Raw genomic sequence first — 14029 nt, forward strand, 5'->3', positions numbered from 1 at the left:
CCAAAGCGCTGGGTGCGGGGGGGGAAAGAGGTTTGTAGGGGAGAAAGCGGAGGGGGGCGGGGGGGGGGGGAAGGCCTGGCCCCCGACCCCCGGGCCCCCGCGCCGAGAGCCGGCGCTCAGAGCTGCACGGCCTCCAGCGCCTCGGCGATCGCGATGTGGAAACGGGTGTGTTCCTGTGTGCTGGGCGGCAGTTCGGGGTTCCAGGGCAGGGCGGGGACGCCCGGCCCCAGGGCGTCGCCCAGCGGTTCGGCGTTGCTGCGGACGTCGATGAGGACGAGGTCCGGTTCCAGCGCGGCCGCCTCGGTCCAGGTCGTCGTGGCCCAGTTGGCACCCTGTCCCGGGGCCGGGTCGACCAGGCCGACGCCGAGGCCTGCGAGCGCGGCGAGGTCGGGCCAGGCGTACGGGCGCGCCAGATGGACGGAGTCGGGCCCGGCCGGGGAGAGGGCGAGGACGCGGGGCCGTACGGGTGCGGCAGCCGCGAGGGTCAACCGGGCCTCGGCGGCGACGAGTTCGGCATCCGCGTCGGGCGACGCGGGGGCGCCCAGGCTGTGGGCGAGGGCGGTGAGGCGGTCCCTGATGCCCGCGAGACTGCGGCCGCCGCCGACGTCCAGCACCACCAGGGGGACCTGTTCCTCCAGGTGCTTGGCGGCCTCCGGGTCGATGCCGTAGACCTGGCCGCCGCCGTAGGTGAGCGCCACGACCAGGTCGGGGCCGGACGCGAGAAGGGCGTCCAGGTCGAGTGCGGAACCGGCACCGAAGTAAGGGAGGTCCGCCGGAAGGGCGCCGGCCTTGGCGGGATCCGGCCGGGCCGGGTCGTCGTGCGCGGAGCCGAAGACACCAGCCGGGTGTATGCCGTGATCGTGCAGTGCCGCGCCGGTCGGCAAGTAGGCGACCGGCCGGGACGGGCGATGGGCGCTCCTCACCAGGTGATCCCGGTCGTCGGTGAACTCCCAGTCCCGGGCCGCGTCTTGTGCCATGATGTCCGACTCCTCCTCCTGCCGTGGCCTGCCCTGCCGTGGCCGTTCCGGTGCTACCTGCCCGGGCGCACCCCGGAGTACACGGGCCGATCACGCGCGCCGCCCACCCGGCCGCCCCCGCGGGGACCCGGGGTGCGGCCTGCGACCGTCCTGCGGGCGACGGTACGGAGGCGCTTACCGTCCGTGCATCTGCCGGACGACCGGGGCGGGCTCGGCCGGTCGTCCTAGTCCCTGCGCAGGTACCGATCCCGGTCGCGCGACAGATGCGGTGGCCGGGACCGTCCTCGTAGCTTCGTCGGTGCCGGAGGACGGCAACAACGAGCCGAGGAGACAGCCATGAGCGACGTCCAGCAGATCACCACCGCCGAGCGGGCCGACACGGGGCGCGGCCCGGCGAACGGCGAGCCCCTGAAGGTGGCCGTCATCGTCGCGAGCGTCCGGGAGGGCCGCTTCGCGCCCACCGTCGCCAGGTGGTTCACCGGGCAGGCCGCGCACCGCTCCGACCTGGACATCGACGTGATCGACCTGGCCGAAGCGCGCCTCTCGGACACGCTGTCCCAGCGCCTCGCCCCGCAGGCAGCCGGGATCACCTCGCGCATCGACGCCGCCGACGCGTTCGTCGTCATCACCCCCGAGTACAACCACAGCTTCCCCGCCTCGCTGAAGACCGCCATCGACTGGCACTACGCGGAATGGCGCGCGAAGCCAGTGGGCTTCGTCAGCTACGGCGGGCTCTCGGGCGGCCTGCGCGCCGTCGAGCACCTGCGGCAGGTCTTCGCGGAGCTGCACGCGGTGACGGTGCGGGACACCGTCAGCTTCCACGGCGCGAGTGCCTGCTTCGACGCGTCCGGCGAGCCGGCCGATCCGACGGGCCCGGAAGCCGCCGCCAAGACGATGCTCGACCAGCTCACCTGGTGGGGCCGCACCCTGCGCGAAGGCAAGGCGGCCCGCCCCTACGCCACCTGACCACCCGCCACTCCCCTGCCCCCCCGTACACACACATCAAGGAGTTGTCACCGCCATGCGTATGACCGCTGCCGCGCTGTCCGCCCATGGACCGCCCGAGGTGCTCCGGCCGACGGAACTCGACGTTCCGGAGCCGGGGCCCGGTGAGGTGCGCGTCCGGGTGAGGGCCGCCGGTGTGCAGCCGTTCGACCTGGGGGTCCGGGAGGGCCGGCTGCCGCCGGGGGCCGAGCCGGGGTTCCCTGTCGTTCCCGGCAACGAGTTCGCGGGCGTCGTGGACCGGATCGGCGACAGGGTGGGCGACTTCGCCACGGGCGACGAGGTGCTCGGCTACTCCCTGCTCGGCGGATACGCGCAGTACACAGTGGCGCGCGCCGAACAGCTGGTGCACAAGCCGGCCGCGATGCCGTGGACCGTGGCGGGCGGTTTCTCCGGGAACGGCCAGGGCGCCCATCTGGCCCTCACCCGGCTGCGCGTGCGCCCCGGGGACACTGTCCTCGTCGGCGCCGCGGCCGGAGCGTTCGGCACCTTCTCGGTGCAGCTGGCCCGGGCGTGGGGCGCCACCACCGTGATCGGTACGGCCAGCGAGCGCAACCACGACCACTTGCGGGCGCTCGGCGCGATCCCGGTGACGTACGGCGAAGGCCTCGTCGACCGGATCCGGGCCGTCGCTCCCGAAGGCGTCGACGCCGCGCTCGACGCGGCGGGCCCGGAGGGACTGCGGGCCGCGGTGGCCGTGGCCAAGGACCGCGACCGTGTCATCACGATGGTCGCCACGGAGGAGGCGGCCCGCCTCGGCCTGCCCGACTGGGGCGGCGCCCGGTCCGCGGCCCGCCTCGCCGAACTCACCGCGCTGTACGAGAAAGGGGCGGTGGACGTGCACCTGCGGGCCACGTTCCCCCTGGAACGCGCGGCGGACGCCCACCGCCTGGTGGCCACCGGGCACGGCCGCGGCAAGGTCGTCCTCACCGTCGGCTGACGGGCTCCGGTCGTCCCCGCCACCGTGGTGCGCTGACGACCCGAACCGAGCCCTGATGCCCGCTTGTCCGTCTTGCCGGCCTCTCGCGCGTCAGTCCGGCAGCCAGCGCAGCTCGTGCGCCAGGGCTTCGGCGACGGCACGCGTGCGATGGTGCAGCGGCGACTGCTCGCGTGGGAGGACCAGGTGGATCGTCAGGCCGGGCGCGCCCCGCAGCGGTCGCCAGGTGAGACCGGCCGGAGACGCCGCGAGCGCGGCTTCTCCGGCCGGGGCGAGGGTGACCCCGTCGCGCAGGTCGTGCTGAGACATGTCGAAAGAGACCGCGGGCGTGTGGAACCGGGGGTGTGGCCGGGTGTCTCGGAACAGTGCGGAAAGCTGATCGTGGATCACGGGGTTGGCCGCTCGGTCCGGGAGTCGCAGCGGATACGCGGCCGCGTCGGCGAGCTCGATCTCCGGGTGTTCGGCCAGCGGATGGTGCTGCGCCAACTGGACCCCGACGCGCATGCGTCGCAGCAGGAACCGGCGCACGCCACGGCCCGGCTGTTCACCGCGGGTGATCCCGGCATCGATGCGGCCGTCGGCGACCGCGGGGGAGATCTCCGGTGTCGCCATCGGGACCGCACCGACCTCAAGTCCGCTGTTTCCGCGCATCAGCCTGTCCACCAGGGCCGGTACCGTCTCGGCCCCGGTGCTGAGGCTGTGTCCGATACGCAGTGTGCCCAGTTCACCGGCCGCCGCGCTCCGGGCGGTGTCCCAGGCCCGGTCAAGTGCCGCCAGCGCGGGTGGCGCGGACTCCGCCAAAGCCGTACCAGCCGTGGTCAATACGACGCTGCGCGTGTTGCGGGCCAGCAGGGCCGTGCCGAGTTCCGCCTCCAATCGGCGCATCCGGGAGCTGAGCGCGGGCTGTGCGATGCCGATCCGTGCGGCGGCGCGGGTGAAGTTCAACTCCTGTGCCAGCACCAGGAAGTACCGCAGGCTCACCGTGTCCGGCGCCACGTGTCCTCCCTGCCGATTGATAACGATCCGTGCTGACCCTAGCCCGGACCGGTCTTTCCCTCGACCGCACATCAAGCTCTAACCTGCGCCTATGGCGGTTCAACCGGCCGCGGTACCCGTCGCCGGCAGCGATCGATCCGCGTGTCGATTCGAAGTCGGACGTGTCCGGCCCAACACAGGAGGTTTCCATGGCCAAGGGCTACTGGGTCAGCGTCTACCCCGCCAACTCCGGACCCGAGAACCTGACCGCCTACGACGAGTTGGCCGGTCCGGCTGTCCGGGCCGGGGGCGGGCGCGTCCTCTCCCGGATCCCGTCCCAGGGCGGTCGAGTCGTCGCCCACGAGGCCGGCATCACGCAACGCGTCGTTCTGATCGAGTTCGACAGCTTCGAACAGGCCGTCGCGGCCTACGAGAGCGAGGCGTACCGGAAGGCACTGGTGGCCCTCCCCGACGGCGTCGAACGCGACTTCCGCATCATCGACGGCATCGGCTGACGGACGGTCCCAGCCGTCACTGAGCATGCGCAAGCGGGCCGCCGAGCCACACCGCAGGCACGGCAGGCACCGCAGGAGCCGCAGGCGCTGCCCTCACCCGAAAGCTCGGGCAGGGCGTCGCCGTGCCCGCTCGTCGCACTCGGCCATGAGCCCGTGGTGGCTTCTTCGGTCTCGGAGGTTTCCATCGTCCCGCCGTCTGCGGCCGCGTGCTTCCGGCGCGACCGCGTCCGCGGTGAGTGGCCCGGCCCGGTGGACGGCCGCGAGTCCGTTGACTACGTGGTCGTACTCCATCTGCCGGGCCGGCAGCAACACCTCGATCAGAGCCCGGGTGGCCGCGGCCTCGCCGTGGGCCGCGCGGACGACAGCCCCCACTTGCCACGGGTCTCAGAGCCAGCGTTCCGCCGCCCCGACGCTGTCGGCGGCAGCGCTGTTGAACGCGATGGCCGCCTGCGGCGCGTGACGCCGGATCAGGTTCACGATCTGCTCGAAGAGCAGCAGCAGTTCCTCGGTCTTGCGGATGCCGCCGCCGACGACCACCACGTCCCAGGGTCGTTCGGTGAGCGACGCGACGAGCGTGGCCTCGGCCTCCCGGCCGAACGACACCACGGTGATCGCGGCATCGATGCCGCGCTCGCCAAACCGGCTCAACTCCTCGTCCAGGGCTGCCAGAACGACCTCGGCGTCGGTGCCGGGCAGGGCCTTGGGGTCGTACCCGACGACAAGTACGGAAGACATGCGCCTCAGCGTAACAACAGCAACAACAGCCTCCTCGCGCCCGCGCCGCGTCCGGCGACACCGAGGCGCGAGCGGCGGTCGGTTGCCTGGCCAACGCGCTGGGGCAGATGCCGACCGCGGCCTGCACCGCGGTCGACCCCGAACTGAGCTTTCTGGGTAGCTCGTTGGACGGCGACCCCGCACTCCTGGAGCTGATCCGCACGGCGGTGACGGACGCGGCTCCCACCGTGCACCGCTGAGGCTCCACCGCCGACCCGCCTCACATCAACGGCTCCGCATGCGCGCCTACTTCTTCTCGCAGAGGGCGTCGTCGATGAGCCGCTCGGTGCGTTCGTCGCGCCGCTCGTCGTTGAGGTTGGTCGAGCGCATCACGATGACCCCCTTCTTGCCCTTGTCCACGAAGCCGTTGGCGTTCAGGTGACCGAGCGTGGTCCCGCCGTGCCCCCAGTAGCCGCCTCCGCAGCTGAGCTCCGTCCGGAAGATGCCCAGGCCCGCCGACTCCTTGACCACCGTGCTGCCCTCTTCGGGGGCGGGCACCGTCTTGAGCATCTGGGCCATCTGCCGCGGCGCGAGCAGTTTGCCGCCGAGGAGCCCCTGCCAGAAGTGCGCGAGGTCGTTCGAGGTGGTCACGAGGTCCCCCGCCGAGCCGCCCCAGGTCATGCTGACCTCGGTGCTGTCGACCAGCCGGCCCCCGGGTTCGAACTGCTGGTAGGCCTTGGCGTGCGGCCGGGGCAGGCCGGTGCGCGATCCTGCGGAGAACGTGTGCTTGAGGCCGAGGGGTTCGATGACCCGGGTACGGACCTCGTCGCTCCAGTGATGTCCCGTCACCTTCTCGATGATCATCCCGGCGAGTATGTAACCGGTGTTGGAGTAGCCCCAGCCCTTGCCGGGCTCGAAGAGGGGGCGGTTCCGCAGGGCCAGGTCGACCAGTTCACGCGGCTCGTAGTGGTCCAGGCGGTGCTTCTGGAACTCGTCCTCGTCGAAGACGGGCAGGCTGTCGTCGTAGTCGGGCAGGCCGCTGGTGTGCTGCAGCAGCTGCCGCACGGTGATCCGCCTGCCGTCGTTGCCGTTGCCCTCGACCACGCCGGGCAGCCACCGGTCGACGGTGTCCTTGAGGCGTATGCGCCCCTCACCGACGAGTTGCAGCATGACGGTCGAGACGAAGGTCTTGGTGTTGCTGCCCATGCGGAAGTAGCCCTGCCGAGGCATCGGCCGGTCGGTGCCGAGTTCGGCGGTGCCGCTGCGCGCGGAGCGGCGTTCCTTGCCGTCGACCAACGTACCCTCGGCGCCCACGACTCCGCCCTTGTGGACGATGTCGTCCAGCCCCTTCTGGAGGTCGGACCGGCTGTACCCGGGCGGCACGGAACCGGACTGGGCCCACGCGGCGGAGACCGGCATCGCCAGTGTCGCCGTGACCGCGATCGCGGCCACGGCCCCCAGGGTGGCCCTGCGGCGCGTGAAAGCGGGGCGGGGGCGGTCGCCCCGGATGTCCCGACCGTCGGGGGTGTCACGGCTGTCAGGGGCGTCAGGGGTGTCAGGGGTGTCAGGGGTGTCAGGGGTGGCGTTTCGCAGCTGCGTCATGGTGGTTGCCTCACATCGCTGGAAGACGTCCGACCGCACCCAACCCCCCTGTGGGTCCGGGGCGTTGAGATGTCGACCGGATGGCCGGGCAGTGCGCCCGTCCCGTGATCATTGAGCCATGTGGAGACAGCGCCGGACCATGGAGAGGCCCCCCTGACGCGGGGTACGGACAACCCCACCTCGGCAGGGGGGGGCTCCCTGCGAGGAGGGCTCGGCGCACGGCTGCTGACGGCGGTCGGAGTTCCGCGTCTGCGTGCGCGACGAGGGAACGCGGCGCCCCGAAAGGGGCGCCGCGTCATGGAGGAGTTCAAGTTCGGGCCACGGGCCGCCGGTCGGCGGCCCGAGTCACCGGCGCAGCCAGGCTCCCGCGCCCCTCACCCACTCGGTGAACAGCACCTCGTCGCCCAGGACTTCGATGCCGTCGGCGGGGGTCGGGGTGCGGCGCCCGTAGAGGAGGAGGAGCATGTCCGTCAGCGGGCCGCGTACCGCGGTGGTCGCCTTCTTGTGCGCGTGGGTCCAGGTGACCGGCGCCTCGGTCAGGTCGATCAGCCACTCCCCCGCCCCCTCGGGGGCATCCGTCGCGTGGAAGTGGAGCGTGCGGTCGGGGGCGAGCAGCGTGCGGTACACGTCCTCCGACTCGTAGGCCTGGGGCAGGGTGCTGAACTCGATCCACTCGTCGAGGCCGTCGAGGGCGACGTCCGCGTCCAGGGTGTACGTCCCGCCGACGGCCGCCGTCGCGTCGAAGCGGTGGACGACGGTCTCGTACGTCATGCGACGGGCCCAGAAGAGCGGGGTGCCGCCGGGCGCGACGGTCCACACCGGGACCTCCGGCCCCGCTTCGCGCAGCGTGTCGGCGAAGCGGGCCGCTCCCTCCGTAAGCCAGGCGGAGAGCGCGGGAACGTCGTCGTCCGCCTGGGGCGTGACGAGGTTGACCTGCTCGTCCGGCACGGGGCCGGTGGCGCGGGTGCGGACCACCGTCTCGGCCCAACGGTGCGTGCCGCCGACGTGGCGCAGCAGGTGGGCGAGGGTCCAGCCGGGACAGCCCGGCACGGGGGCGGTGGCATCGGCGCCGGCGATGGACTCGGTCAACAGGGCTGTCTGGTCGATGATTCGGTCGGCAAATCGGTTGTGGACCGTGCTGCGGCTCGGGCTCGTCATGTCGTCACGGTAGACCACGTGACGCAAGGTACTGGGCACGAACCAGGGGCTGTTGAGGACGGACGGAGGGGGAGCGAAGCGGCCACCCGGGGCTCGCGACGCAACCGGCATCGAGGGCCGTGGCAGCGGGGGTGTCGGTCGCGGGGGTGTGAGTCGCTGAGGAGCCGGTCGCGGAGGAGCTGGTCGGGGAGGCGTGGGTCCGTCGGTCATGCCGACGTCGCCAGGAACTGGGTCGCCGCCAACTCGCCGTACAACGGATCCGCCGCCACCAGCTCTGCGTGCGTGCCCACCGCGCGCACCTTGCCCGCGTCCATCACCACGATCCGGTCCGCCAGCGTCACCGTCGACAGGCGGTGGGCGACGACGAGGACCGTGACCTCGCGGGACACCTCGGCCACCACGTCCCGCAGCGCGAGTTCGTTGACCGCGTCCAGCTGCGAGGTCGCCTCGTCGAGGAGCAGCAGCCGGGGCTTCCTGAGCAGCGCCCTGGCGATGGCCACGCGTTGCCGCTCGCCGCCGGACAGTTTGGATCCCCGGTGGCCGACCACCGTGTCCAGCCCCTCGGGCAGGCGCTCGACCACCGCGTCGAGCCGGGCGCGCGCGAGCACGTCCCGTATCTCGGCGTCGGTGGCACCGGGCGTCGCGAAGAGCAGGTTCTCGCGGAGCGTGCCCGCGAGTACGGGGGCGTCCTGCTCGACGTACCCGATGGCCGCCCGCAGCCGCGCCAGCGGCCACTCCCGCACGCCCTTGCCGTCGACGAGGACCCGGCCGCCCGTCGCCTCGTAGAACCGCTCGATCAGGGCGAACACCGTCGTCTTGCCCGCGCCCGAAGGCCCGACGAACGCGGTCATGCCCGGCCCCGGCACGTGGAAGCTCACGCCGTGGTGGACCGGGGGAAGGTCGTCGCGGTAGCGGAAGCTCACGTCGTCGAAGGTGACCGAGGCCGCGCCGGTCGCCGTGCGACCAGCCACGCCCGCCCCCGCTCCCTCGGTCGCGACTGTCGCACCTATCTCCTTCGTCTCCTCTGCCCCGTCCGTCTCCTCTGCCCCGTCCGTCTCCTCTGCCTCGCCCGTCTGTTCTGCCTCACCCGTCTCCCCCATCTCGCTCGTCTCCAGCTCCTCCGTCTCCAGGCGTTCCGCCTGCACGATCCGCGCGATCGCCGCCGACCCCACCTGGTACTGCGAGGCCGCCTCTACCAGGCGCGACACCGGGTCGATCAGATAGAAGAGGAAGAGCAGGTACGCCACGAGCGTCGAGACGGAGATGGCGCCCGACGCGACCCGCGCGCCACCGATCCCGAGCACCGCGAGGAACGACACCTGCACGGCGAGGCCGACCGAACTCCACGCCACCGACTGCCATTTCGCCGACCGCACGCCGTGCCGCCACGCCTCCTGCGCGGCGGCCTCCACCGCGGCCGACTCGCGCTGCTCGGCGCCGGAGGCCTTCAGCGTCCTGAAGGCGCCGAACGCCCGCTCCAGAGCGGTCGAGATCGTGCCCACCGCCTCCTGCGCCCGCTGCGTGGACCGTGCGATCTTCGGCATGACCAGCGCCACCGCGCTCCCGATCACCACGATCACGCCCAGCGTGACGCCGAGCAGCACCGGGTCCATCAGCCCCATCATCACGACCGTCGCGAGGAAGGTGAGACCGCCGGAGGCCGCGGAGACCACCGACTGCGTCGTCACGGCCCGCAGCAACGTCGTGTCCGAGGTGACACGCGACATGAGGTCGCCCGGCTGGGTCCGCTCCACCTCGGCGAGGCGCAACCGCAGCAGCCGACCGATCAGGGTGCGCCGGGCCGCGAGCACCACGGACTCGGCGGTGCGCTCGAGAACGTACGCGCCCACGGACTCGATCGCGGTGCCGAGTACCACCAGCGTGGTGAGGAGCAGCAGGACGCCGGTGATGGACTCGTCGCCGCCCAGCCGGTCCACGAGCGACTTGGCCGCCAGCGGCTGCGCGAGCCCGGTCGCCGAGCCGATCAGCGTCAGGAAGGCACCCAGGGCGACGACACCGCGGTGCGGGCGGAAGTGGCGGTAGAGAGCACGCCAGGTTTCCTTCGCGGGCAGCCGCTCGGGCTTGTCCGCGGCCTGGACCGCCTTGGCATCGGGGGCGGACCCGGCGGTGGTGGCGGTCCCGTCGGGAGTGGGTCTTGGAGAGGATCTTGGAGTGGGTCTTGAGGTGGGGGCTGCGTCGGTCACGTCTGGCAGGACGCAGTGCGGCGTGATCCACCTGACTGACGCGCCCGGGACCCGCACAGGGATGCGACGCGTAGCTGTCCCGCATGATTCGGCTCGACGCTTCACTACCCCGGGTGTCCCAGCGGAGTTAGCCGATCAGCCGCATGCGGTGCAGTGACGATTCTGCACCGGGTCGGCGGCACGGGGCGGGCGGCGAGGCTCGCGGTGGTGAGGCAGGCGAGCGGGAGCTGGTGGGTGTGCGAGTACGGGGTCACGCGGAGGCCACCGGGAGGCCGGAACGATCCGTTCAAGGGGCCGGGAGGCCGACTGCGGCAGGCTTGACGGCGGCCGGGCGGGGCGCCGGGGGCGGCATGGTCGGACGAGCGGATGAGCTGGCCGCACTCCGCAGGATGCTCGCCCAGGGCAGGTTGGTGACGGTGGTGGGCGGCGCGGGCGTCGGCAAGAGCCTGCTCGCGGAGCACGCGGCCGCCGCGGTGGCCGGGTCGATGCAGGACGGAGTGGTGCGGGTGCGCTGGTGGGACGGCGGCGCTCCGTCGCGGCGGCGGTCGGTCGTGCAGGCGGTGGTGGAGGCGATGGACGGCGAAGGTGTGGTGGGCGGGAGCGGGGCCGCGCACCCGGCGGTCCCCGCGGACCCGGCGGACCCGGCGGACCCGGCGGACGATGGCGGCAAGGGCGCCGACGCGTCGGACCACGCGGGCAACAGCCCCCACCCGGCGGTCGACGAGGGAAGAGCCACCAACCCCCCAGTGGGTGGCGGCCACAGCTCCCACCCAGCGGTCGACGCAGCCAGAGCCGCCAACTCGACGGGCGACGAGGGCAAGGCCATCGACCCGGCGGAGGAGGATGAAGGCAAGGGGCTCCACTCGTCGGACCACTCGGGCAACGGCCCCCACCCAGCAGCCGACGGGAGCCGAGCCGTCGATCGCCGGGTCGGCGGGAGCGGGGCCACCGACCCGGCGGTCGACGGAGGCAACGGCCCCCGCCCCGCGCCGGACGGCGTCGCGGAGCTCGCGGCTCGGCTGCGGTCGCGGCGGATGCTGGTGGTGCTCGACGACTTCGACCCGGTACGGGGCGAAGTCGTGCGGCTCGTCCGGGCGCTCCTCGAAGGGGCGCCGGAGGTCCGGGTCCTGACTACAGGACGTCATCCGCTGGGTCTCGGCCAGGAGGTGGTGCTGCGGCTGGGGCCGCTGGACGTCGGGGAGGGCGCGGGCCCGGACAGTGGCGAGGACGCCGACACAGGCACAGGCCCTAGCAGGGGCACAGGCACCAGCACCAACACCGGCCCCGGCAGGGACACGGGCACCGGCAGCGGCACCGGCACCGGCACCGGCACCGGCACCGGCACCGGCACCGGCACGGGGACGGGGACGGGCACCACCCCAGGCCCCGCCGTCACCCTCTTCCTGGACCGGGTACGTGCCGCTCGGCGCCGTGCGGGCGCCCGCGATCCGCTGCGCGGGCGTCACGACCCCACGCGCGGTGCGCACGCCGAGGAGCTGCGCCTCGCGCAGGTGATCTGCCGCAGGCTCGAAGGCGTGCCGTTGGCCGTCGAGTTGGCCGCGGCCCAGGCGGCGCAGTATCCGCTGGCGCAGCTCGCCCGCATGTTGGAATCGGGGCAGGGCTGGCTCGGTGTGGTGGACGCACCCCTGCGCAGGCACCGGTCGCTGCGCGCGGCCGTCGGCGCCGGGTACGCGCTGTGCGGCACGGCGGAACGAACCGTGTGGGCCCGGCTGAGCGTGTTCACCGGGTGCTTCGACCAGGAGGCCGCGGCCTATGTGTGCGCGGGCGGCGGGCTGGCCGCCCAGGACGTGCCGGCCGCGTTGGCCCGTCTGGTCCTCGCCTCGGTCGTGGAGCCGGTCCGCGATCCCGGCGGGGTTCTCCCTCCGCGCTACCGAATGCCCGCCGCGGTCCGCGGGTTCGGCGCCGAACGGCTGCAGTCCGCCGGGGAGACGGCCGCGGTCACCGGACGCCATCTGTACTGGTACGGCCATGTCGCCTCCACCGCCCACCACTTGTGGAGCACGGGGCTGCACGGGAGGGCCGCCTCGCTCGTCCGTGAGGAGGAGGCCAATCTGCGCGCCGCGGTGACCCGGGAGCCCGGCGACGCCGACCAGGCGTCGACTTCCCTCACGGTGGCGGTGGACCTGTGGTTCTGGTGGGCGGTGTGCGGTCGTGCCGAAGAGGGACGCGCCCTGCTCCACCGGCTGCTGCCGCTCGTTCGGCCCGAAGCCCGCGTGTGCGGGCAGGCACTGTGGCTGGCCGGCTGGCTCGCGGTGTGCACCGACTCCCCGGATGCCGCCGAACTCCTCGGCCGGGCCTGGCGCGTGGCGGTGCTGTCGGGCGACGACGCCACGGTCGGGCGGGTGTCGCACGTGCTGGGCGCACTCGCTTTGGAGGAGGGCAGGACGGAGCGGGCCATCGAGCATCTGCGGGAGGCGGCGGACACCATTCCCGTGCACGCGGAGCACGGTCCTCCGGTGGCCGTCAGCTGGGCGCTGCTGGCCGTGGCGCAGGTCAGGGTCAGACCCGCCGACGCGTGGCGCAGCGTCCGTCGCGCCTCGGCGGGACCGCACCCGCGGCACGACCTCTGGACGCGGTCGATGACGCAGTACGCGCAGGCACTCGTCGACCACTTGCGGGGGCGCCGGAGCCGGGCCTGGCGCCGGGCCCACAAAGCGCTCGCCGGAGCCGTCGGGGTGGCGGGCGCCGCACACGCCTCTGCCGTGTCCCTGTGCGCAACGGCGTTGCCCGGCGGAGATACCGCTGACTCCCCCGCGGTCACCCCCGTGGCCGGCCCGCCGGCCGCCGCACTCATTCATCAGCTGATCGCGGACATCGAGGCGGGCGCGCCTCCCCGCTAGTTCCTCCGTTCCGAGGGGTCAGCTGTCCTTTGCCGGTGCCGGCGAACCCGGTCGATGCCGCCCCGTCGCCCCGGCACACCCACGTGAGCGGAGCCGTCGACGCGGCTCCTCCGCAGCCTCCACGGCTGCCCCATTTGCCGCAAGAACCTGCTCAAGAAGCCACGCGGGCAGGGAAAATGCAATATCGACACGTCTCGCGGAGGCAGCTACCTTCATCTCGTCCCCGGTGGTCAGCCGCGGTGGCACGGGGGTTCCTTCAGACTGAGCCGGCCGTGACGGGACGAGTCGGTCACGCCCCACGCCTCCCCGCCCCCGCGCAAGCCACCGGACCGGGCCCACACCAAGCAGTCCCCACCAGGGAGAGACGCATGTCCCAGCTTGCTCTGTACACATTCGGCGTCCTGAAGTCACCCCTCGCCGATTCCACACCTCTCACGCGCGAGTTCTACGACATCGGTGGGGCCGTCTACCAGAAGATCAGTCAGCATCCCGGATACCTCGCTCATGCCGAAGCGGCGGACGGTGACCGGGGGCTGCTCTTCGAGGCGGACTGGGGTGCATGGGGAACGTTCGCCGTACCGGCCTGGTACGACAAGGGCCGCACGGTGGAAACCACCGCCCTGGCCGCGACCCTCTCCCTCTGGACCGGCGTGCGTCCCGCTTTCGACGCCATCTACACCGGTCTGCACCGCGAGGCACTCAACAGGCGTTACGACTGGTTCGAGAGGACAGGCAACCCGAATTACGTGTTCTGGTGGGTCGCCGACGGCGTGATACCCACCTGGCAGGACGGGGTCTCCAGACTGGAGCACCTCCGCGACCACGGCTCCACGCCGGACGCCTTCACCTTCCACCACTCGTTCGCCCCGGACGGAACTCCGGCCAGGGTCAAGGACATCGGGACCAAGAGCGACAAGGTTCGCTGACAAGGAAACCGGAGCGCGTGCGTCAGCGGTCCCGCCGCTGACGCACGACGACCACGGCGAGACAAATGACCACCACTGTCGCGGCCATGATCTGAGCCCACTGCGGAACCAGGCCCCACCCCTTGTACGCGATGACCACGACGCCTCCCTCGTCCGAT

The 14029-nt window shown here is 72.5% G+C and carries 12 protein-coding genes; 6 read left to right on the forward strand and 6 right to left on the reverse strand.

The window, feature by feature from the left end:
- Positions 1-116 precede the first annotated feature (116 nt).
- Positions 117-977: a substrate-binding domain-containing protein gene (locus ACZ592_RS23345; protein WP_471583544.1), complete on the reverse strand. Its 861-nt coding sequence runs from the start codon at positions 975-977 to the stop codon at positions 117-119.
- A 336-nt stretch (positions 978-1313) separates the two neighbouring features.
- Between ACZ592_RS23345 and ACZ592_RS23350 the strand changes: the two genes are divergently transcribed.
- Together ACZ592_RS23350 and ACZ592_RS23355 are read left to right on the forward strand one after the other, a co-directional pair.
- Complete coding sequence (locus ACZ592_RS23350; RefSeq protein ID WP_471583545.1) at positions 1314-1943, forward strand: NADPH-dependent FMN reductase; 630 nt, start codon at positions 1314-1316, stop codon at positions 1941-1943.
- A gap of 55 nt (positions 1944-1998) precedes the next feature.
- A complete protein-coding gene (locus ACZ592_RS23355; protein WP_471583546.1) occupies positions 1999-2919 on the forward strand; it encodes an NADP-dependent oxidoreductase in 921 nt (306 codons plus the stop codon).
- Between the two features lie 90 nt (positions 2920-3009).
- Here the strand turns inward: ACZ592_RS23355 and ACZ592_RS23360 are convergent, their stop codons facing one another.
- Complete coding sequence (locus ACZ592_RS23360) at positions 3010-3912, reverse strand: LysR family transcriptional regulator (RefSeq protein ID WP_471583547.1); 903 nt, start codon at positions 3910-3912, stop codon at positions 3010-3012.
- Between the two features lie 188 nt (positions 3913-4100).
- Here ACZ592_RS23360 and ACZ592_RS23365 point away from each other — a divergent pair, with 188 nt between their 5' ends.
- Positions 4101-4406: a DUF1330 domain-containing protein gene (locus ACZ592_RS23365; protein WP_471583548.1), complete on the forward strand. Its 306-nt coding sequence runs from the start codon at positions 4101-4103 to the stop codon at positions 4404-4406.
- 384 nt (positions 4407-4790) lie between these two features.
- Here ACZ592_RS23365 and ACZ592_RS23370 read toward each other — a convergent pair whose 3' ends face one another.
- The gene (locus ACZ592_RS23370; protein WP_471583549.1) at positions 4791-5141 is read right to left on the reverse strand and encodes a hypothetical protein; all 351 of its coding nucleotides are present in this window, start codon (positions 5139-5141) and stop codon (positions 4791-4793) included.
- 107 nt (positions 5142-5248) lie between these two features.
- Between ACZ592_RS23370 and ACZ592_RS23375 the strand changes: the two genes are divergently transcribed.
- Entirely contained in the window at positions 5249-5380 is a 132-nt protein-coding gene (locus ACZ592_RS23375) for a hypothetical protein (RefSeq protein ID WP_471583550.1), read from the forward strand.
- A 46-nt stretch (positions 5381-5426) separates the two neighbouring features.
- Here ACZ592_RS23375 and ACZ592_RS23380 read toward each other — a convergent pair whose 3' ends face one another.
- From ACZ592_RS23380 to ACZ592_RS23390, 3 genes are all read right to left on the reverse strand, one after another.
- On the reverse strand, positions 5427-6572 hold the full coding sequence (locus tag ACZ592_RS23380; RefSeq protein ID WP_471583551.1) for a serine hydrolase domain-containing protein: 1146 nt from the start codon (positions 6570-6572) through the stop codon (positions 5427-5429).
- A gap of 495 nt (positions 6573-7067) precedes the next feature.
- On the reverse strand, positions 7068-7880 hold the full coding sequence (locus ACZ592_RS23385; RefSeq protein ID WP_471583552.1) for a maleylpyruvate isomerase family mycothiol-dependent enzyme: 813 nt from the start codon (positions 7878-7880) through the stop codon (positions 7068-7070).
- A gap of 206 nt (positions 7881-8086) precedes the next feature.
- On the reverse strand, positions 8087-9952 hold the full coding sequence (locus ACZ592_RS23390) for an ABC transporter ATP-binding protein (protein WP_471583970.1): 1866 nt from the start codon (positions 9950-9952) through the stop codon (positions 8087-8089).
- A 482-nt stretch (positions 9953-10434) separates the two neighbouring features.
- Here ACZ592_RS23390 and ACZ592_RS23395 point away from each other — a divergent pair, with 482 nt between their 5' ends.
- Together ACZ592_RS23395 and ACZ592_RS23400 are read left to right on the forward strand one after the other, a co-directional pair.
- Positions 10435-12945 carry an ATP-binding protein gene (locus tag ACZ592_RS23395; RefSeq protein WP_471583553.1) on the forward strand — a complete coding sequence of 837 codons (2511 nt, stop codon included), beginning with the start codon at positions 10435-10437 and terminating at the stop codon, positions 12943-12945.
- A gap of 368 nt (positions 12946-13313) precedes the next feature.
- The gene (locus ACZ592_RS23400) at positions 13314-13871 is read left to right on the forward strand and encodes a DUF3291 domain-containing protein (RefSeq protein WP_471583554.1); all 558 of its coding nucleotides are present in this window, start codon (positions 13314-13316) and stop codon (positions 13869-13871) included.
- The last annotated feature ends 158 nt before the right edge of the window (positions 13872-14029 follow it).

This window comes from Streptomyces sp. NPDC040622 (assembly GCF_055593965.1).